General features: G+C 69.0%; 19 protein-coding genes. 1 reads left to right on the top strand and 18 read right to left on the bottom strand.

The features are described from left to right. Positions 1-17: 17 nt before the first annotated feature. From argC to B5F73_RS03270, 9 genes are all read right to left on the bottom strand, one after another. Entirely contained in the window at positions 18-1,094 is a 1,077-nt protein-coding gene (gene argC / locus B5F73_RS03310) for an N-acetyl-gamma-glutamyl-phosphate reductase (RefSeq protein WP_087226399.1), read from the bottom strand. A 288-nt stretch (positions 1,095-1,382) separates the two neighbouring features. After that, a complete protein-coding gene (locus B5F73_RS03305) occupies positions 1,383-2,555 on the bottom strand; it encodes a hypothetical protein (protein WP_087226396.1) in 1,173 nt (390 codons plus the stop codon). Between the two features lie 194 nt (positions 2,556-2,749). Next, entirely contained in the window at positions 2,750-3,331 is a 582-nt protein-coding gene (locus B5F73_RS03300) for a DJ-1 family glyoxalase III (RefSeq protein WP_087226393.1), read from the bottom strand. A gap of 68 nt (positions 3,332-3,399) precedes the next feature. Next, the gene (locus B5F73_RS03295; protein ID WP_087226390.1) at positions 3,400-3,858 is read right to left on the bottom strand and encodes a fructose PTS transporter subunit IIA; all 459 of its coding nucleotides are present in this window, start codon (positions 3,856-3,858) and stop codon (positions 3,400-3,402) included. 99 nt (positions 3,859-3,957) lie between these two features. Next, positions 3,958-5,010, bottom strand: coding sequence for a Holliday junction branch migration DNA helicase RuvB (ruvB, locus tag B5F73_RS03290; RefSeq protein WP_087226387.1), 1,053 nt, complete (start codon positions 5,008-5,010; stop codon positions 3,958-3,960). Further along, positions 5,010-5,642, bottom strand: coding sequence for a Holliday junction branch migration protein RuvA (gene ruvA, locus B5F73_RS03285; protein ID WP_087226384.1), 633 nt, complete (start codon positions 5,640-5,642; stop codon positions 5,010-5,012). The genes ruvB and ruvA overlap by 1 nt, the downstream gene beginning before the upstream one ends. Next, a complete protein-coding gene (gene ruvC / locus B5F73_RS03280; RefSeq protein ID WP_087226381.1) occupies positions 5,639-6,145 on the bottom strand; it encodes a crossover junction endodeoxyribonuclease RuvC in 507 nt (168 codons plus the stop codon). The genes ruvA and ruvC overlap by 4 nt, the downstream gene beginning before the upstream one ends. 61 nt (positions 6,146-6,206) lie before the next feature. Then, the gene (locus B5F73_RS03275; RefSeq protein ID WP_087226378.1) at positions 6,207-8,030 is read right to left on the bottom strand and encodes a nitrilase-related carbon-nitrogen hydrolase; all 1,824 of its coding nucleotides are present in this window, start codon (positions 8,028-8,030) and stop codon (positions 6,207-6,209) included. A gap of 332 nt (positions 8,031-8,362) precedes the next feature. Further along, positions 8,363-8,743 carry a desulfoferrodoxin gene (locus B5F73_RS03270; protein WP_087226375.1) on the bottom strand — a complete coding sequence of 127 codons (381 nt, stop codon included), beginning with the start codon at positions 8,741-8,743 and terminating at the stop codon, positions 8,363-8,365. Between the two features lie 147 nt (positions 8,744-8,890). On the opposite strand from B5F73_RS03270, the gene B5F73_RS03265 reads away from it, so the two are divergent. Next, entirely contained in the window at positions 8,891-9,466 is a 576-nt protein-coding gene (locus tag B5F73_RS03265; RefSeq protein ID WP_087226372.1) for an NAD(P)H-dependent oxidoreductase, read from the top strand. Between the two features lie 66 nt (positions 9,467-9,532). Here the strand turns inward: B5F73_RS03265 and dnaE are convergent, their stop codons facing one another. The 9 genes from dnaE to B5F73_RS03220 all read right to left on the bottom strand — a co-directional run bounded on the left by dnaE (position 9,533) and on the right by B5F73_RS03220 (position 20,079). Next, positions 9,533-13,363 (bottom strand): DNA polymerase III subunit alpha, encoded by a 3,831-nt coding sequence (gene dnaE, locus B5F73_RS03260; protein ID WP_087226369.1) that lies wholly within the window; start codon positions 13,361-13,363, stop codon positions 9,533-9,535. 467 nt (positions 13,364-13,830) lie between these two features. After that, positions 13,831-14,313 (bottom strand): PTS sugar transporter subunit IIA, encoded by a 483-nt coding sequence (locus tag B5F73_RS03255; RefSeq protein WP_087226366.1) that lies wholly within the window; start codon positions 14,311-14,313, stop codon positions 13,831-13,833. A 29-nt stretch (positions 14,314-14,342) separates the two neighbouring features. Next, entirely contained in the window at positions 14,343-15,230 is an 888-nt protein-coding gene (locus tag B5F73_RS03250) for a class II fructose-bisphosphate aldolase (protein WP_087226363.1), read from the bottom strand. Between the two features lie 60 nt (positions 15,231-15,290). Beyond that, positions 15,291-15,854, bottom strand: coding sequence for a hypothetical protein (locus tag B5F73_RS03245; RefSeq protein WP_087226360.1), 564 nt, complete (start codon positions 15,852-15,854; stop codon positions 15,291-15,293). A 147-nt stretch (positions 15,855-16,001) separates the two neighbouring features. Beyond that, on the bottom strand, positions 16,002-17,408 hold the full coding sequence (locus B5F73_RS03240; RefSeq protein WP_087226357.1) for a PTS transporter subunit IIC: 1,407 nt from the start codon (positions 17,406-17,408) through the stop codon (positions 16,002-16,004). Positions 17,409-17,488: 80 nt separating this feature from the next. Beyond that, a complete protein-coding gene (locus B5F73_RS03235; protein ID WP_087226354.1) occupies positions 17,489-17,773 on the bottom strand; it encodes a PTS sugar transporter subunit IIB in 285 nt (94 codons plus the stop codon). 84 nt (positions 17,774-17,857) lie between these two features. Then, on the bottom strand, positions 17,858-18,379 hold the full coding sequence (locus B5F73_RS03230; protein ID WP_087226351.1) for a YjbQ family protein: 522 nt from the start codon (positions 18,377-18,379) through the stop codon (positions 17,858-17,860). Between the two features lie 5 nt (positions 18,380-18,384). Beyond that, positions 18,385-19,089: a triose-phosphate isomerase gene (locus B5F73_RS03225; protein WP_087226348.1), complete on the bottom strand. Its 705-nt coding sequence runs from the start codon at positions 19,087-19,089 to the stop codon at positions 18,385-18,387. Positions 19,090-19,308: 219 nt separating this feature from the next. After that, a complete protein-coding gene (locus B5F73_RS03220; protein ID WP_239379783.1) occupies positions 19,309-20,079 on the bottom strand; it encodes a GntR family transcriptional regulator in 771 nt (256 codons plus the stop codon). Between the last annotated feature and the right edge of the window lie 115 nt (positions 20,080-20,194).

Raw genomic sequence — 20,194 nt, 5'->3', positions numbered from 1 at the left:
CCTTCTCCGTGTCTGTGTCAGATGAGCGGTGCCGGGGCGAGAAGCCCGCAGGTCTCGGGGAGCCCCAGCACGACGTTGGCGCACTGGACGGCCTGGGCGGCAGCGCCCTTCCCGAGGTTGTCGATCGCGCACGAGGCGACGATCGTGCGTCGTCGTCGGTCGTCGAGCGCGACGCCCACCTGGGCGCGTGCCGTGGCCGCGACGGAGGCCGTCGCCGGCATCTGACCCGCCGGCATCACCGTGACCAGCGGCTCGTCCGCATAGGCACGCTCGTAGGCCGCGCGGACGTCCTCCGCGGTCGCGTCGGGGGCGGCCTCGAGGTAGACGGTGGAGAGCAGGCCGCGCGTGAGCGGCGCGAGGTGCGGCGTGAAGACGACGGACATCTCGCGGCCCGCCACCTCGGAGAGCGTCTGCTCGATCTCGGGCGTGTGACGGTGCTTTGCCACGCCGTAGGCCTCGACGGACTCGTTGGCATGGCAGAAGTGGGTGCGCGCGTTGCAGCCGCGGCCGGCCCCGGAGACGCCGGAGATGGCGTCGGCGATCACGAGGTCGCCGGTCGCGACGCCGGAGGCCAGCGCCGGGGCGGCGGCGAGCGCGGTCGCCGTGGGGTAGCAGCCCGGGACGGCCACGAGCACGGCCTCGCCGGCGGCGCGGCAAGCGGCGAGCGCGTCGATGCCTTCGCGGAAGAGCTCCGGCAGGCCGTAGACGGTCTTGCCGAGAAGCTCGGGCGAGGTGTGCGGCGTGGCGTACCACGCCTCGTAGACCGCCGGGTCGTGCAGGCGGTAGTCGGCGGAGAGGTCGATCACGTGGACGCCGCGCGCGAGCAGCTCCGGCGTGAGCGCCAGGCTCGCGGTGTGCGGCACGGCGAGGAAGGCGACGTCGGCCGCCGCGGCGATGGCATCCGGCTCCGGCAGCGAGAGCTCGAGGTCGCAGCAGCCGGCGAGAGAGGGGTAGACGGCGTCGAGGCGCGTCCCCGCCTCCTTGCGGTCCGTCGCCATGGCGAGCTCGAACACGGGGTGACCGAGGACGAGGCGGCACACCTCGACCCCCGCATAGCCCGTGGCACCCACGACGCACACCCGCACGCGCTCCATCGAACCAACCTCCCCGTCGCGTTTTCTTCACGCCGACAATGGCACGCGGGCGCCACCCCGTCAAGGAGCCGTCACCTGCTTGTCACATGCGGCGCCCGGATGCCGCGTCCTTCTCGCCCGCGCCCCCGCGTCCTTCTCGCCCGTGCCCTCTCACGCCGAGTGTACGAGTTTCGCCGTTCAGCCCCATTCGTTCTTCTCGGCCAACTGGGAAAACGTGCGCCGAGCGTCCGTCCGAGGGCCCCGTCGCGCGGGAAACTCGTACACTCGGCGCGAGGGCGCGACACAGGCTCAGGCGAGAAGATCGGCGAAGTCGACAAGGACCTCACGGCGCAGCTCAGCCCGCGCCGCCAGGAAGTCCGTCGTCCTCGGCGTGACGTCACGCCCCAGCTTCTCCGCGACCGTGCGCGCGAGCGCGTCGAAGCGCCGCACGCCGGCAATCTGCGCGTAGGTCACGAACAGGACCTCCACGCCCATGCTCTGCAGCGCCAGCGCCCGGTCGGCGTCCGAGAGGCTCCGGTCCTCCCCGAGGTGGAACGTGCGGCTGTGACACTCGACGTCGAGCGGGCCACGCCCGCCCTCCCCCGGCCAGAGCAGGTCGCACCTGCAGCCGTCCTGCCGGGCGATCTCGCGCGCCCGCCCGCCCAGGACGATGCGCTCGTTGTGCGAGAAGCCGCCGAGCCCCTCGCCCCCCAGGTCCGGATCAAGCCCGAGCAGCATGCCCGTCTGCACCTCGAAGGGCGAGGCCGCCCCGGGCACCGCAAGCTCCGCCGCACGAGCGAGCGCGCTGCGCCCCCTCTGGCCCCGCGCACGGGCGGCCAGCGCGGCGATCTCCCCCGGGGTCGTCAGGGCCGGGCGCGACCAGAGGTCGGTGAGTCGCCCGTCCCCGTCGAACGAGGGGCGCCACCCGCCGACCTCCGGCACGCCCGCGCCCGCGGCCATCTCCTCGACGAGGGAGGCGACGGGTCCGGGCGCGCGGTAGACGGCAAAGGTCCCGCACGCCTCCGAGACGGCGGCGACCAGCCGCGGGAGGGAGAGGCCCCGCGCAAGCTGGAGCAGGGTGAGGGCGGGCGAGGTCAGGGAGAGGTGGCTCCCCAGGGGCCTGAGCTCCCCCTCGACGAGCCTCGCGTCCATGACGTGCGGGCGGAGCAGCCTGGAGGGGCGCCGCTCCTCGCGCGAGGCGACCAGGACGTCGACCGGGGCCTCCACGCTCGCCATCAGGGTGCGCAGGTTGAGCATGACCCCCTCGGCGACGTCGAGCAAGACGGCCGGACCCCTCGCGTGCAGCCCTGCGCTGGTGCGCCACAGGTCGCGCTCTGCCATGAGGTCCGTCCGAAGGCTCGCGAGGCGGTCGAGGGAGACGCCGGTCCCGGTGCCGCGGAACAGGGGGTTCACGAGCAGGCGCACGAGCGGCGGGGTCCTCCAGACCGCGAACGCCGACTCCCCGCAGACGACCGAATCCATGCCCCGCCCCTCTCGCCGCGCCCCATTGTTTGGCGAGTGTACGAGTTAGCGACCGGGTCTCCTGACGAGAATATCCTTATCGGTTGTGTTTTTATCGTATACGGTTAACTGCTCAAGGCGGCAGGCGAGAAACTCGTACACTCGCGCGCGGGGGGCGACAAGAGCGCGGGCGAGAAGGACGCGGCGCCGTGCCCCTAGCGCAGTACCACGCCGGCGCGCACGCGCTCCACCGCCTCGTCGCCCAGGAAGTGGCGCACGATCTCAAGGCCGAAGAGCATCGCCGTGCCCGCGCCTTGGCTCGTGATCAGGTTACCGTCCACGACGACGGGCTCGTCGGCGAGGAGCTCCGCGCCGTGCTCGGCGAGCACGTGCTGGAAGCCGGGGTTGGACGTGGCGCGCCTGCCCTCGAGCAGGCCGAGCTCCGCGAGGATCGACGGCGCCGCGCAGATCGCCGCGACCGGGCGGCCCGCCGCAGCGAACGCGGAGACGGCGTCGCAGAGCGGGGCGCAGGCGCGCAGGTTGGGCGTGCCGGGAATGCCTCCGGGCAGCACGAGCATGTCGTAGTCGTCGAACGAGAAGCCCGGCTCGCAGATGGAGCGGTCGCAGACGATAGTGACCTCGTGCGAGGACGTCACCTGGCGCTCGGGCGTGATCGCCACGGTGTCGCACGGGACCCCGGCGCGAAAGAGCAGGTCCACCACCGTGAGACCCTCAATCTCCTCGAGGCCCGGCGCCACGAAGACCGCCACGCGCGCGTCGCCTGCATGCTTGAACATGATGCCTCCCTATGACGAGGGCCCCGCCGGCACGCCGACGGGGCCCGAGGATGCGACTGTCTGTCCGTCTAGTCCTCGTCGATGCCGGCGTTGATGGCGTCGGCGATGGCGGACGCGTCGTCGGTGCCGTGGACGAGGTTCTTGAACTCGTCCTTCATGAGCAGCACGGCGGTCTTGGACAGGAGCTTGATGTGGGTGGTGCCGGCCTCGCCGCCCGGGACGAGCAGGGCGATGGCGACGTCGACGGGCTTCTCGTCAAAGCTCGGCCACTCGAGCGGGGTGGCGTTCTTGACCACGATGACGGCCGCGTCCTTGATGTCGTCGGACTTGGCGTGCGGCACGGCAAAGCCGTCGGTCATGCCGGTCTCGCCCATGGCCTCGCGTGCCATGAAGGCGTCGTAGACGGCGTCGGCGTTGTCGGTGATGCCAAACTCGGCGGCCTTGTCGGAGACAAAGCGGAGCAGCGCCTCGCGCGACTCGAGGTTCTGGTTGACGAAGACGCTCTTCTCGCTGACAAACTGGCTCATGGCTCTCCTTTGCTACGGAACGGCAGGTGCGACGCCTGCATCTTCACGTCCCCTATCATATCCCAGACGCAGGGCGCGCGGGGCGAGAAGGACGCGCCCCTAGCGGGCGGGCGGCTCCATCCCCAGGTGGTCGAAGGCCGCGAGCGTGGCCTGGCGACCCTGCGGTGTGCGTACGATGAGGCCGCACTGCAGCAGGTACGGCTCGTAGACGTCCTCGAGCGTGGCAGGGTCCTCCGAGACGGCGCTCGCGACGGTGGTGAGCCCCACCGGGCGGCCGCGGAAGGTCTCGCAGAGCGCGGTGAGAATCCGCACGTCCATGGTGTCCAGGCCGAGCGCGTCTATCTCGAAGAACTCGAGCGCCTCGGCCGCCACCTCACCGGTGATCGTCCCCTCGCGCTTGACCTGGGCGTAGTCGCGCACGCGCTTGAGCAGGCGGTTGGCCAGGCGCGGCGTGCCGCGCGAGCGCGAGGCGATCTCCGCGGCGCCCCGGGCGTCTATCCCCACCCCCAGGATGCGCGCCGAGCGGCCCACGATGACCGAGAGCTCGGCGGGGGTGTAGTAGTCCAGGCGATACGAGATGCCAAAGCGGTCGCGCAGCGGGCCGGTGAGCAGTCCCGTGCGTGTGGTGGCGCCCACGAGCGTGAAGTGCGGCACGTCGATACGGATCGAGCGCGCGGCCGGCCCCTTGCCGATGACGATGTCGAGGAAGAAGTCCTCCATCGCCGGGTACAGGATCTCCTCGATCTGGTGGTTGAGGCGGTGTATCTCGTCCACGAAGAGGACGTCGCCCTCCTCGAGATTGGTGAGGATCGCCGCGAGGTCGCCGGCGCGCTCGATCGCGGGGCCGGAGGTGGTGTGCATCTTGGCACCCATCTCGTTGGCGACGATGCCCGCGAGGGTGGTCTTGCCCAGGCCCGGAGGGCCCGAGAAGATCACGTGGTCGAGCGATTCGCCGCGGTCGCGGGCGGCCTGGATGAGCACGCGCAGGTTCTCACGAACGCGCTCCTGGCCGATGTACTCGTCGAGGGTGCGCGGGCGCAGGGTGCGGTCCTGGTCGAGGTCGTCGGCCGTGAGCTCGCCGGTGACGTCGCGCGCGGCGGCGCGGCGCGGGGTGGCGTCGGCGAAGAGGTCCTTCTCGCTCGCCTCCCACATCATCTACCACTCCCCAGGCGGCGCAGCGCGTAGGCGAGCACCTGCTCGATGGTGACGGCACCGGCCTCCTCGTGTCCTTCGAGCGCGAGCTCGGCCTCCTGGGAGGTGAAGCCCATGGAGAGCAGGGCCTCGGCGGCCTCGGACTCGACACCGGCGGAGGGCGCCGCCGACAGGGGCTGCGCGGCGTCCGGCTCGGAGAGCCCCACCAGGCCGCGGAGCTCGGCGTTCTTGGAGAAGACGTCGGAGAGCTCCACGAGCAGGCGGCTCGCCTTCTTGCGCCCCACGCCCGGGACCTGGGCCATGCGCGCGGCGTCCTGCCCCATCACGACCTGCGCGAGGGCGCCGGGCGAGAACGTGGAGAGGACCGAGAGCGCGAGCTTGGGCCCCACGCCCGAGATGGCGCGGAGCTGGTCGAAGAGGGCGCGCTCCTCACGCGTGGCAAAGCCGTAGAGCTCCATCGCGTCCTCGCGGACGATCATGCGCGCGAGGACGGTGACGCCCGCCTCGCCGACGTGCGGGAGGGACGCGGCGGTCGTGGACGAGACGCCGAGCTCGTAGCCGACGCCCCCCACGTCCATCACGACGCGGGAGGGGGTCACCTCCAGGAGCGTGCCGGTCAGCTGCACTATCACGAGGGGATCCTCCTTGACTCGCTCAGGCTCTTGGTGCGTGAGACGTTGGCGTGGCACACGGCGGCGGCCAGGGCGTCGGCCGCGTGGTCGGGACGCGGCTCGTGGTCGAGCGCGAGCACGCTCCTCACCATGTACGCCACCTGGTGCTTGTCGGCGGCACCGGTGCCCACGACGGCCTGCTTGATCTGCATGGGGGTGTACTCCCCCACCCTGAGCCCCGCCGTCGAGCACGCCACGATGGCCGCCCCGCGCGCCTGTGCGGTGGCGATGGCGGACTTGGTGTTCTCACCGAAGTAGATGCTCTCTATGGCGAGCTCGGTGGGGCCGTACTTCTCGATCACGTCCGCGAGGGTGCGGCAGATCCTGCCGAGGCGCACGTCGATCGGCTCGGATGCGGTCGTGGTCACGCAGCCGTAGGCCCGCGCGCGACACGCCGTCCCGCGCGTCTCCACGACGCCCCAGCCCGTGTGGGCCAGACCCGGGTCGATGCCGAGAATGACCATGCTCCCCCTTCTCATGCGAACGTCCGTTCTATGCTATCACATCCGTGAGGGGCGTTCGGCGTCAGTTCTCGGAGAAGGGACCGTTCCACACGTCGGGCGTGCGCGGCGCGCCACCCTCGTGGCGACCGGACGACTCGCCGCGCTGAAGGCCCCCCATCGCGGAGAAGGCCCCGCCGGCGGAGAAGTCACGGAGGTAGCCCATGAGGTCGCGGATCTCCCCCTCGGGGGGCGCGTCCGAGCCGGCGCGCTCGTCGTCGGCGTCATCGGGGCGGGGCTCGTCGGCCGCGTCGCCGACGAGGTCCCTGATGCGCGCCTCCAGGCGCTCGCCGTCGTCGCGGGGACGGTCGCGCCAGGCGAGGCCCACGGCCTGGCGCGCCTCGTCGAGCGTGCGCGAGGAGACGGTGGGCGCGAGCGCGCGGGCGGGGCGCGTCGCCTCGAGGTCGCGCAGGCGCCCCACGATGGCCGAGACCTCCTCGGCGCGGCCGCGCTCGGCGACGATGTCGGAGACGGGGAGCTCCCACTCGAGGTAGCTCGAGAGCACCAGGTCCACGAACGCAAGACGCGCCTCGGCCGGGGCGGAGTCGGGTCCCCCGGCGACGTCGGGAACATGGAAGCGCGCGAGGGCGGCGGGCGGGACGACCGGCGAGATGGTGGTGCGCGTGCGCGCGAGGGCGAGCAGGTCGGAGCGATAGACGTCGGCGAACGGCTCCACGGCCGCGACGCTCGCCCGCGCGGGCGACGCCTCGAGGGCCCGCCCGGTCTTGTCGAGAGAGCCGAGCGGCACGCGGCCCGTCCGCCGCGCCAGGGCGGCGAGGCGGCACGCGAGCAGGTCCTCCGCGGCGACGTCGTCCTCGGCGGCGCTCACGTCGACGACCTCGACGTCCTTCTCGTCCAGGCGCAGCGCGCGAACGAGGGCGAGGGCGTCCGCGTCGCGCTCTGCGCCCATGCCCCGCGCCACGACGGCGCTCACGTTGGTGGGGCCGAGCGCGTCGACGGCGAGCGTCGCGGCGAGCATCGGCGCGAGCTCGCCCGTCACGGCGACGCACGCACCCGTCGCGCCCGCCTCGCGGACGAGCGACGACAGGCCCGAGCCGATCGCGCCCCACGTCATGAGCGGCGCGTCGTAGACCTCCGGCGTCACGGGGTCCGCGAGCGGGCCCTCGGCCGAGGGGTCCACGTCACAGACCAGCAGGTCCTCCTCGAACGCGGGCGACTGCGCCGCCAGCTCGCCCCACGGCGCGAGCACGAAGCTCGAGCCGCAGAAGACCTGGGTGTCGTAGCAGCCGAGCGACCCCACGCCCACGACCCAGGCGCCCGTCGCCTCGGCGTCGGCGAGGAAGCGGCCCTCGGTGAGCGAGGTGCCGAGCGCGCTCGACGGGTCGTCGGCGGCGAAGCCGTAGCCGGAGAGGAACACGATCACGTCGACGTCGTAGTCGTAGTCGTCATAGACGTCGAGGTCGTCGTAGGTGAACGCCACGCCCAGGCGCGCGCCGCGGAAGGGCACCTCCGGGAGCGCGTCCGCCGCGGCGTCGCCTCGTCCGGCCGACGCCGACTCGAGGCGCGCGGCGAGGCGCACGGGGCGGATCTCCCCCTCGTCGATGAGCAGCGCCTCGGGAAGAGCCGCCTCGTCGGTGTCGAGAAGCACGGGGAGCAGGCAGGGGCAGGCCAGCTCGTCGATGAGACCCAGCAGGCACTCCATCAGGTCGATGAGGAACCCCTCGCGGTCCGTGCGCTGGACGGGCGTGACGCCGCAGAGCGCCGCGACCGGAAAGACCAGCAGGTCGGCTCCAGCGTCGGCGGCGCGACGGGAGACCTCCGCCATCCGGCGCGCGGTCCCGTCGAAGTCACCCGCGCGCGTGGCGATCTGTGCGATGGCGATCCTCATGTGCTCCCCTCTCGTTCTTCTCGCCCCTCATTGTGGCACACCCACCGGACGCACCGTCCTTCTCGGCCGCCGCACCTCCCTCGTCTCCCCCCCCCTGCCTCACCCGCCGAGTGTACGAGTTTCTCCGCATCCGACGGGAAATCGTCCCGCCCGGGCTCACGTTTTGCCTGTTGGGAGATTTGGGCTGTCGGCAGCGCCTAGGCAAACTCGTACACTCGGCGAAGAAAGGGGCCGAGAAGGGCCACGGGAGGCCGAGAAGGACCCGCCGCCGCGGCCCCGCACACGAAAGGGCCCCGTCGCCGGGGCCCCGCCGAGTCCGTTGGACGTCGAGCCTAGACGTCGGCCTTCCAGAGGCCGTGCAGGTTGCAGTAGGCGTAGACCGTGCCGCCCTCGGAGCAGCAGGCGCCGAACTTGGTCTTGGGCTCGTCGCCCGGCGCAAGGTGCTTCAGGCAGAGCTTGCCGTCCGTCACGAGCGCGATCCACTCGATGTAGTGCTCCTCGGTCATGGGGTGTGCCACCTCACCGACGGAGACCACGATGTGGTTGCCGTCGCGCGCCACGACGGGCACGTGCTTCTCGGCCGCCGCGTCGGTGGAGCCGGCGACGAGCAGCTCCATGGGCTCGCCGCAGCAGCTCGGCGTGACGCCCCCGTCCTTCACGACGGCCACGATGTTGCCGCAGTGGTTGCAGCGGTAGAACTTGACCTCGGCCATGGCAGGTCCTCTCTCATGGGTCGGGCGCCGTCTGCGCCCGTTGTCCCTCTCGTACCCGTACGGCGGCGTCCCTAAGCCGAGAAGCGCGGGCGGGGCCCGGAGGTGGTAAAACGGTGTCGAACGCACACACGCCGTCGAGGAGGACCCATGGCCGCAGACCCACGCACGCTCGTGATCGTAGCCCACCCCAGCCTCTCGGGAACCAGCCGCGTCAACCGGCGCTGGGCCCGCGAGCTCGCCGCCCACCCGGACGAGTTCGTCGTACGCGACCTCTACGCGCTCTACCCCGACGGCACGCTGGGCGAGAAGGACGTGGAGGTCGAGCGCGAGGTTCTCGCCGCGCACGACACGATCGTCTTCCAGTTCCCGGTCTACTGGTACAGCGCGCCGGCGCTGCTACGCACCTGGACCGACGAGGTCTACGGTCTCGGCTGGGCATACGGCGGCGAGGCGGCCGCACCCGGCGAGCCCGGGCGCATGCTTGCGGGCAAGCGCTTCGCGGTGGCCATGTGCGCCGGCGACGTCGAGGCCAACTACTGTCGCGAGGGCACCGTCGGCTTCACGCCGGCGGAGGTGATCATCCCCTTCCGCGCGACGGCCAACTACGTGGGCGCGACCTGCGTGGCCGAGCCGTTCACGCTCTTTGGCACCGAGGGCGCCCTCACCGACGACGAGCTCGAGGCCAGCACCGCCGCCTATCTCGCCTGGCTGCGCGGCCTGTAAAAACGTGCCGACCTGGCAGAGGGTTTCGTGCCAAGTCGGGCGTTTTGACGCGCGGGCGAGACGCCCCTACGCCACGAGCACCTTGCCCTGACGACCCACCAGGTCGGTCATCTCAGCGAGAAGGACCATGTTGCGCGCGTCGATCCGGCAGGGCAGCTCCATGCGCATGACGTCGCCGGAGGTGGCCTCCACGCGCAGCTCGACGCGGTCGAGGCCGGGATAGCGACCGAGGACCGCTCCCAGGCTGTCCATGTAGGGGCGCGTGAGCAGCGACGCCGGGATGTTGACCTCGAGCACCTTGGGGCGGTTGGACTTCTCGTCCAGCACGAGCGGCTCCACGGCCATGCAGATGATCTGGTTGCCGCGGTCGGAGCGTTCGAGCTTGCCCTCCACCTTCACGAAGACGTCGCCCGAGCTCTCCCCCGTCTCCTCGTCGACCTGGCCGGCGAGCGCCGAGGCGCACTTCTTGTAGAGCTTGGGGAAGACGACGAGCGTGACCTCGCCCTCCATGTCCTCGAGCGTGACGATGGCCATGGAGTCGCCGTTCTTGGTGGTCTTCTTCTGCACGCCGGACACCATGCCGGCGAGGCGGATGACCTTGCCCTCGGGCACCTTGAAGCGCTCGTGGACGGCACCCGTCGGGTCGGCGTACTCCTCGGAGAGCTCTATGTCGGCGATCGTGTAGTCGCGGTTCTTGGCGAGCGCGTACTCGTAGGGGCGCAGCGGGTGGTCCGAGACGTAGAGGCCGAGCACCTCGTGCTCGCGGGCGAGCTTGACCGAGCGGTCCCACTCCACGCCGTCGGGCTCGGGGACCTGCTCCTCGAAGCCGGAGCCCTCCACGTCGCCAAAGAGGTCGAAGAGCGAGATCTGCCCGCTCGCGCGCACCTTCTGGCGGCGCGTGGCGGCGTCGATGATGTTCTCGGGGTTGGTCTTGTCGACGAAGCGCATGAGCTGCATGCGCGTGTAGCCCGTGGAGTCGAAGGCGCCCGAGCAGATGAGCGCCTCGACCACGCGGCGGTTGGCCTGGGCGGTGTCCATGCGGTCGACGAAGTCGTGGAGGTTCTTGAAGGGACCGTTCTTCTCGCGCTCCTCCATGATCGCCTCGCCCACGCCCTCGCCCACGCCGCGGATGCCGGCAAAGCCAAAGCGCACGCCCTCGGGGACGGCCGTGAAGTCGCGGCCGGACTCGTTGATGTCGGGCGGCAGGATGGCCACGCCCTCGTGGCGGTAGGCCGTGACGTAGTGGACGATCTTGTCGGTCTTGCCCATGTAGGACGTGAGGACCGAGGCCATGTACTCCTTGGGGTAGTGGGCCTTGAGCCAGGCCGTCTGCATGACGAGGATGGCGTAGCCCGCGGAGTGGCTCTTGTTGAAGGCGTAGGACGCGAACTCCAGGACGTCGTCCCAGATCTTCTGGGCCGTCTCCTTCTTGTAGTCGTTCTGGACGGCGCCGTTCATCCAGTGGTCGTAGGTGGTCTCGTCCTTGCCGTCGTCCCAGTGGAAGACCGTGTCGGTGAGGAGCTTGATCTTCTTCTTGGCCACGGGCTTGCGGATGCGGGAGTCCGACTCGCCGGCCGAAAATCCCGACATCTTCATCGAGATCTTCATGACCTGCTCCTGGTAGACCATCGTGCCGTAGGTCTCGTCCAGGATGTCGTCGAGGCGCGGGTCGTAGGAGACGGCCTCCTCGCGGCCGTTCATGCGGTTGATGTAGCTCGTGACCATGCCGGCGCCCAGAGGACCCGGGCGGTACAGGGCGATAAGAGCCACGACCTGCTTGTACTCGGTGGGGCGCATGTTCTTGATCGTGGACGTCATACCCGCGGACTCGATCTGGAAGACGCCGGCCGTGCGGCCCTCGCGCATGAGCTTGAAGATCTCCGGGTCGTCGAAGGGGATCTCGTCGACGTTGATGTCCACCCCGTGGTTTGCCTTGATGTTGGCCAGGGCCTTGGAGATGACCGTGAGGGTGCGCAGTCCCAGGAAGTCCATCTTGAGCAGGCCCATGTCGGCGACCGAGTGGCCCTCGTACTGGGTGATCTCCACGCCGCCCTTGGTGTCGACCTTGGTGGGCACGTGGTCGTTCACCGGCGTGGGGGTGATCAGGACGGCGCAGGCGTGGACGCCCTCGCCGCGGTGCAGGCCCTCGATCGAGAGCGCGGCGTCGATGATGCGGCGCATGTCGGCGTCGTCGTTGTAGGCCGCCTCGAAGTCGGGCGAGTACTGGTCGGGATGCTTCTCGGTCTTGTGCAGGGCCGCGCCGAGCGTGAGCTTGGGGTCGTTGTTGAGCATCTTGGAGAGCTTCTGGCCCTGCCAGACGGGGAAGTCCAGCACGCGCGCGGCGTCGTTGATGGCCTGCTTGGCCTTGATCGTGGAGTAGGTGATGACGTGGCAGACGCGCTCGGGGCCGTAGAGCTGACGGACGTGCTCCACGACCTCGAGGCGGCGCTCGTCGTCGAAGTCCATGTCGATATCGGGCATCTCGGAGCGCTGCGGGGAGAGGAAGCGCTCGAACATGAGGCCGTTCTCGAGCGGGTCGAAGGTGGTGATGTCCATCGCGTAGGCCACGATGGCGCCGGCCGCAGATCCTCGGCCCGGCCCCACGCCGATGCCGTTTCGCTTGGCCCAGCGCACGTACTCCTGAACGATCAGGAAGTAGTCGGCGAAGCCCTTCTCGCAGATGACCTTGTACTCGTACTCAAAGCGCTCCTTGACGTTCTCGCCGCCGACGGTGAGCTCGCGCCAGTTCTCGCCGTAGCGTCTGGCCAGGCCCGTCTCGCACTCCTTGCGGAAGCGCTCCTCCGAGGTCTCGCCGGGCTCGAGGTCCGGGAACTTGGGAAGGTACATGTGCGACCAGTCAAGCTCGTAGCTGCACTTCTCGGCCACCTCGAGCGTGTTGTCGATGACCTCCGGGCACCACGAGAAGAGCTCGCGCATCTCCTGTTCGCTCTTGAGGTAGAACTCGGTGCCCGTCATGCGCTTGCGGTTCTCGTCGTCGAGCTTGGAGGCGGTGCCGATGCAGGAGAGCACGTCCTGGGTGGGGGCGTCCTCGCGCGTGAGGTAGTGGTTGTCGTTGGTGGCGACGACCTTGATACCCAGCTCGCGACCGAGCTTCACGATCTGCTCGGAGAGCGTGCGGTCGGTGAAGCCGCCCCAGTTGGGGTCCGCGAGGCCGTGGTCCTGGACCTCGAGGTAGAAGTCGTCCCCAAAGATCTCCTTGTAGGTGAGGGCCCAGCGGCGGGCCTCGTCCGGGCGCCCGTCGAAGTACATGCGCGGGATGATGCCCGAGACGCACGCCGAGGTGCAGATGATGCCCTCGTGGTAGCGGCGCAGCATGTCAAGGGTGGTGCGCGGGTAGTAGTAGAACATGTCGCCCGAGGCGGCCTCGCTCATCATCTTCATGAGGTTGACGTAGCCGGTCTCGTTCTTGGCGAGCAGGATCAGGTGGTAGCGGTGCTGCCGCGTGCCCTTCTCGATGCAGTCGTCGGTGATGAAGTAGGCCTCGCAGCCAAAGATGGGCTTGATGAGCAGGCTCGGGCGGTTGGCGCGCACGGCGTCGAGGTCGTGAGTCTCCTCCCAGACGCGCACGTCGGAGGCCCACTGGGCGTGGACGCGGTCGTGCGGGGCGGCGTCCGGCGCGTCGGGCGCGGGCTCCTCGAGCTCCCACCCCTTCTGGAAGCACTCAACGTCGTGGCGCCACTGCCCCATGTCCTTCTGGGCGTCGTTGTACTTGCGGCACTCCATGTCGAAGTCGGGGATGCCAAACATGTAGCCGTGGTCGGTGAGGGCGAGCGCCGGCATGCCGAGGTCGACGGCGCGCTTGACCATGTCAGAGACGCGCGTGGCGGCATCGAGGATCGAGAAGTCGGAGTGGTTGTGCAGATGGACGAATGCCATGGGGCGCAGCTCCCGTCAGACAGGTGAGAGATTCGCGTAAGTTTGACGTCTCTAGGATAGCCGACCGGCCGGACTACAACGCGCCGCGCAGCGGGCCCGCGAGCTGCAGATGGTTTCGTTTGCGCAGGTGAGAGGAGCGGAAAATCTCCAAAACGGCCGCACGCCACCCCGCGGGGAGGGTATGCGACATCCGCGAGGGTATGCGGCATCGTCGAGGTTATGCGGCATCCGCGAGGGTATGTATGCGGTTGCAATAACTATGTTTGCAGGTAGACAGGCTGCCCCATCGTCCTTCTCGGCAAGGCGACGTCGCATAACCTCCAGGATGTCGCATAACCTCCGGGAGGGGCGAGAAGGGCGGGCGATAAGAGGGGCGAGAAGGGCGGGCGAGAAGGACCCACGGCAGGGAGACGCCCCCGCGAGCGGAGGGGTGCTCGCGGGGGCGCCGAGGACGTCTGGGGTCGGGTCTACTGCTCGCGGCCGCAGTACTTGACCATGGTCTCGACCATGCCCTCGGGCGTGGTCTGGGACATGACGTCGGCCACGGCGGCGTCGTCCATGAAGACCATCATGAGGGCCTGCAGGACGGCGACCTGGTCGTTGGCGTGGGCGAGAAGGCCGAGGTTGATGATGAGCTCGGCGTGGACCGTGTCGCCGATGCCGCCCATGGGCTCGAAGTCCACGGGGTTCTTGGGGCGGATCACGGCGATATAGGGCTTCTCGAGGTGCTCGGGGTCGGTGTGCGGGATGGCCACCTGGACGGCCTCGCAGGCGAGTCCGGTCGGGTAGTTCTTCTCGCGCGTGGTGATGGCCTCGTGCCAGGTGTCCTTGATGTAGCCGCGGGCCTTGAGCTCGTCGCCGAGCTTGGTGAAGAACTCGTCGCGGTCTGCGGCCTCGAAGTCGAAGAAGACGAGCTCCGGGGTGAAGAGGCTGGTGTCGACGGCGGACATGTGCTTTCCTTTCTGCTGGTGGCCTTGCGCTACGCGAGCGGCTCGGCGCCGTTGGCGAAGACCTTGATGACGGAGGTGAAGTCCTCGACGAGGCGGTCGTAAGCCGCGCAGGTGAGGTCGTGCCAGTACACGGGCTGGCCGGAGCCGGAGTTGCGGATGCGGTCGACCGTGGCCGTGGCGGCCTCGCCCGCGAACTTGGCGCCGTAGGTGTAGTAGTTCACCTTGCGGATGCCGGCGTTGATGGCCTTGACGTAGTCCTCGTCGGAGACGCCGGAGCCGCCGTGCATGACGAGCGGCACCTTGACGCGGTCGCGGATGGCGGTGAGCACGTCGAAGGAGAGGTGCGGCTCACCCTTGTACAGGCCGTGCACCGTGCCGAACGAGCAGGCGAGGATGTCGAGCGCGGTTGCCTCGATGAACTCGCGCGCCTGGTCGGGGTCGGTGTAGATGGCGCCCGCCTCCTCGGCGGTGCCGCCCTCGGCCGACGCGCCGCCCTCGCGCGAGCCCATGGAGCCGAGCTCGCACTCCAGGCCGCAGTCGAAGTCGTGGCACATCGCCGCGGCGCGGGCGGAGTTCTCGACGTTGACCTCGTAGGGCTCCATCGAGCCGTCGTACATGGCGCCGTTGAAGCCCATCTCGAGGGCGCGGCGCATGTAGGAGAGGTGCTCGCAGTGGTCGAGGTGCACGCAGACCATGGCGCTCGAGCGCTCCGCGAGCGCGACCATGGCCGGGCCCATGGCGTCGAGCGGCATGAACGGCTCGTGCGCCTCGGCGTGGGAGAGGATCACGGGGTAGCCCGTGGCCTCGGCGGCGTCGATCGTGGCGCGGCACGCCTCGAAGCTCGGGGCGTTGAACGAGGCGATCGCCATGTTGTTCTGCTCGGCGATGGCGCAGATGTCGCGAAGGTTGACGAGCATGCTGACACTCCTTTCGTCGTCGCCCGCCCTCGGGCGGGCCGTTGCTTGCGTTCGGGCGGCTCAGCGGCGCTTGCCGTCGCCCTTTGCCTTGGCCGCCTCCTGGCGACGGGCCCTCACGCGGATGTTGTCGGGGTCGAGGCGCGCCTCGGTGTCCAGGAAGAAGTCGAAGAGGGCGCGGGCCTTCTCCCCGCTCTCGTCGTACATGTCGCCGCAGCCCACGAAGTAGCGGCCACGCGTGAGGCCGCCGCCGTTGATGCGGACGTAGACCGCGAGCGCGCGGGCGTTCTCGCGCACCTGCAGGCGCGTGATGTCGGCGAGCGCGTAGGTGTCGCGCCGGCCGAACGACTCGAACGTGACGTCCTTCTCGCCCAGCGTGACCGTGCGCGGGTAGCAGCGGGCGACGAAGGTGTTGAAGGCGGTGTAGAGGCCTACCACGAAGGCGATGACGCCGACGAAGGCGAGGAAGTTCACGGCGACCATCACGATGCCGGCGACCACGGCGACGGCGCCCACCACGCCCGTGATCTGGACGTCGAAGAGATAGCGTCTGTCGTCGTAGACGTAGGTCGTGCCGGTAGCGGCGAGCTCGCCGCCCGTCGCCTCGGCCCTGGTGCTCTCGCTCACGGTCCTCCCTCGTGGTCGTCACGTTGTGCTTTGAGGGGAGGCCCGCCACCGCAGCCGGAAAACGACGTGCGGTCGCGGGCCTCCGGACAGTTTCTTCAGGTGCCGGGGGTGCAGGAGCCCCGACAGGTCCCGACTGTCATGACAGGCTTAGGCCTGCTCGTGGAGCTCCTTGGCCTCCTTGAGGATGCGCATGCGGTTCCACACGGCGAAGACCACGGCGAGGACGCCGGTGACGCCGATGCAGACCCAGCCGTTGATGTTGGCCAGGAACACGAAGACGAACGTCAGCGGGTTGGCGCCGTCGCACAGAGACGAGATGAGGGCGTCGGAGCTGCCGGCGTAGGAGGCGACGTCAAAGCCGGACTGCAGGGCAGCGGCGGTCTGGAACGGCGCCATGTAGGTGGAGATGAGAAGGCCGACGGACAGGACGATGATGCCGACGATGAGGCCGCGGAAGCCGTTCTGGTTCACGATCGGGGTGATGAGAACGAGCATGTAGGTGGCGGTGGACAGATCGCCGAACGGGATGACCTGGTTGCCGAGCGGCTGCAGGATGACGGCGAGCAGCAGCATGACGGGGATCAGGATCAGGGCGAGCGACAGGGTCACGGGGTGACCGACGCCCACGGCGGAGTCGAGGCCGATGTAGATCTTGCCGCGGTTGGCGAAGTGCTTCTGCATGAACGCGGCGGCGGCGTCGGAGATGGGGAGCAGGCCCTCCATCAGCAGCGCGGCCATGCGCGGGATGAGCACGAGCACGGCGCCGAGGGACACGCCCAGGGTGAGGATCGTGGTCACGGAGGCGGCGACGTCGGCCGGGTCGAAGTAGGCGACGCAGCCGATGACGATGCCGATCACGGTACCGACCATGAGGGGCTCGCCGAAGACGCCGAACTTCTTCTGCATGGACTCGACATCGAGGTTGATGTCACGGACGCCCGGGATCTTGTCGATGATCCAGTTGACGAGCATGGCGATCGGAGCGAACGCGGCGGTGAAGCCGTGGGGCAGCGAGACGCCGGGCATGCCGAGCGACTTCTCGACCTGAGGCGCGGTGATGTCGCCGAGGATCAGGACCACGACCATGTTGATGACGGCCGCGGCGAAGCCGAGCATGATGTCGCCAGTGATGATCGAGACGATGGAACCGGTGAAGGCGAAGTGCCAGTAGTTCCAGATGTCGACGTCGATCGTCTGGGTGGTGTTGGTGATGAGCATGAGGATGTTCACCACGAGGCCCAGCGGGATGATGAACAGGCCGATGGTGGAGCCCATGGCGATGGCCGAGGACGCGGGCCAGCCCACGTCGATGATGCTCAGCGCGAGGCCGAAGCGCTCGGTCATGGCCTCGACGGCGGGCGCGAGGCTCGTGCCGAGGACGTTGTTGATGACGAGGTTGAGGCCGATGAAGCCGACGCCGACGGTCAGGCCGGCCTTGAGGCTCTTACCAAAGCCGGCGCCCAGGATGGTGCCGAAGATGGTAAGCAGGATCGGCATCATGACGCTGACGCCGAGGCCCTGGATGAAGGTGAAGAATGCAAGAATTGCGTCCATCTCTCCCTCTCTCTCCTACTCTTCCGATATTGCCAAGGCGCGCGTCGCTCGGTCGTGCGCGACGCGCGCCTCCTGCACGACTACTTGGTCAGGATGTCCAGAATCTGCTGCTGGGCCTGGGCGGCGCCCATGCCGGTGAGGAACGGGATGCCGCTCACGTACGGGCAGGCGATGCCCGCGGGCGCCACCGTGGTGGAGATCAGCAGGGCGGCGTCGGCGCACTGGCTGGGAGCCTCGGCGATGGCGCACTGGACGATGTTGTACTTGCCCGCCATGCCGTTCTCGTCGAGGAAGGTGGAGACCTTGTTGGCGACGGCGGTCGAGGTGGCGATGCCCGAACCACAGGCGAGGACGATCTTCTTCATGGGGTGCTCCTTTCACGAGCGACTGCTGAACGACACCATAATTCTAGGCGTCCCCGCGGGCGCGGGGAGCCGAGAGCCCTGCCCTTACTCGCCGATGACGACGACCTTCGCCTTGCGCGTGCGCTCGCGGGTGCGGTCGAAGTCGACGAAGTAGATGCTCGCGAGGCCGTTCATCTGCAGCTTGCCGTCCTCGACCTCGAAGGTCTGGTTGGAGCCGATGAGCGTGGAGCGCAGGTGGGCGTCGCCGTTCCAGAGCATCGTGCGGTCGCCGCCGGGCAGCCACGAGTCGAGGTTGGGCCAGGTCTCGACCTCCTCGAAGTGCTGGATGCCCGGATAGCGGTACGTGCTCCAGTCGTGCTGCTCGGGGAAGATCCGCTCGAGGCCGTCCGAGAGGTCGGCCTGCAGGAAGGTGTCCCCGGCGGGCGTGTGGTCGTGGTCGTACTCCTCGGAGAACACCGCGCAGGTCGTGTGGCACGAGATCACCACGGCGATGCCCTCCTTGACGCCGGACTCCTCCACGGCCTCGCGCACGCCCTCGGTGATGTCCACGTAGGTGGGCTTGCCGGCGAGCGTCTGGAGCTCGATCTTCTTCTTGTACACGGCCATGTCTCTTACGCCTCCTTGCAGAAGTCGGTACGGGCGCGGTCGAGCGCCTCGAACATCTCGTCGAGGGTCGCGAATGGGTCGGCCGCGGCAACGATGCCGGACGTGCCGCCCGTGCCGTCGGCGCCGTACTTGATGGCGTCGTAGACGTTCTGGCCGGTGGAGATGCCGGCGGCCTGGAGGACCTTCGTCGAGGGCGAGACGCGCTTGACGGCCTCGGTGGAGCCGCGCATGTAGTCCTCGCCGGCCACCTGGCCGGTGCCGATGAGGCTCGTGAGCTCGCAGACCATCACGTCGGGCTTGAGGCCGGCGATCCACTCGCCCTCCTCCACGGAGTCGGCGCAGACGACCGTGAGGATGCCGAGCTCGTTGGCGCGCGCGATCGTGGCGGCCAGCTCGTGGGCCGTGGCGGGGTTCTCGGCGTGGTTCAGAAACGTCGCCTTGACGCCCGCGGCGGCGAGCGCCTCGGGCAGGATGTGGCCCATGCCGCGACCGGGCTTGAGGCTCTCCATGTTCTGCGCGCACGGGATGAGGTGCGGGCACTCGGCGATGATGCGCGGGAGGTCGATCAGCTGGGCGGTGAACAGAACGTCGAAGTCGTACTTCTCAGCAAGCTGATCGGTGTGCTTGGCAAGCTTGAGGATCTCCTCACCGTAGAGGTAGGACTTGGGGTTAACCACAAAGAAAGGTGTTCTGAGCTGGACTTTTTCCATGCTTCCTCCCGAGGTCTCTCACTGGCCGCACCTGTGTGCGAACGCCACGTATTATGACGTTCTTGTGGCACTTGTACAAGTGCCCGTATACAAGTACTGGTATAGCGTTTGTGGTACCTGTAGTAAATTTGAAGGGCACGTGTATTCCGCAGGCGGGACCGCTTTCTAGGTGAGTGGATTGTCCCTGCGCAGGCGGGAGGAGCGGGCGAGAAGGACGCACTAGTCGGGCTGGACGACGTCGCCCTCAACGGACTGGCCGGGGCTCAGCCACGTGCTGCTCCACTCGATGGGCGTGCCGCTCTCCAGGCGGATCACCTGCTCGAGGACAAGCAGCGGGGCCTGCTCGTCGCAGTCGAGGAGCTCGGAGTGCTCGTTGCCGGCGACGCGCGCGGAGTAGCGCACGTGGGCGTACTTGATTCTCTTGCCCGAGCAGCGCTGGACCACGTCGAACATCGACTCGCGGGTGAAGTCCGCCTCGAAGATGCCCGGGCACTCCGCCACGGGCGACCAGCTCTCCTGGCACACCACGGGGACGCCCCCGACGCTGCGCACGCGGCGCAGGTACATGACCGTGCTGCCCGGCTCGACCTCCAGCTCGTAGGCGACGCTCGCGGGAGCCGGGACGAGGACCTTCTCGACCACGCGCGTGACGAAGGGCTGGCCGCGCTCGGCGAGCGACGCGGCGAACGAGAACGGGCGCGTCCCGCCGGGGTGCGACAGGCCGGGCTCGGCGACGAAGGTGCCGCGGCCGTGCTGTTGGACGAGGAGCCCCTCGTCGACGAGCATCTTGAGGGCGCGGCGGACGGTGCCGCGGGCGACGCCAAAGAGGTCCATGAGCTCGTGCTCGGAGGGGATCCTGCTGCGGACGCCCCACTCGTGGGAGTAGATCTTCTCGCGCAGGATGTCCGCGAGCTGGTTGTAGAGGGTGGCCCGCGAGGCGCCCGACGGCCCCTTCGCGAGCCGTGCGTCCCTGAGCGACTCCCCTACCACGGCACGACCCTTCCTGAAAGACTCCTGACACGGCAACCTTACACCAACTGGGTGGACCATGTACAAGTTATATGCAAGTTGAGAGGCGAACGGTCTGCGAGAGGGCGGGCGGCGC

This window comes from Olsenella sp. An270, assembly GCF_002159735.1.
Lineage (GTDB): Bacteria > Actinomycetota > Coriobacteriia > Coriobacteriales > Atopobiaceae > Thermophilibacter.
Note: the sequence above shows the minus strand (reverse complement) of the source record. Positions and strands in the feature narration are given on the sequence as shown.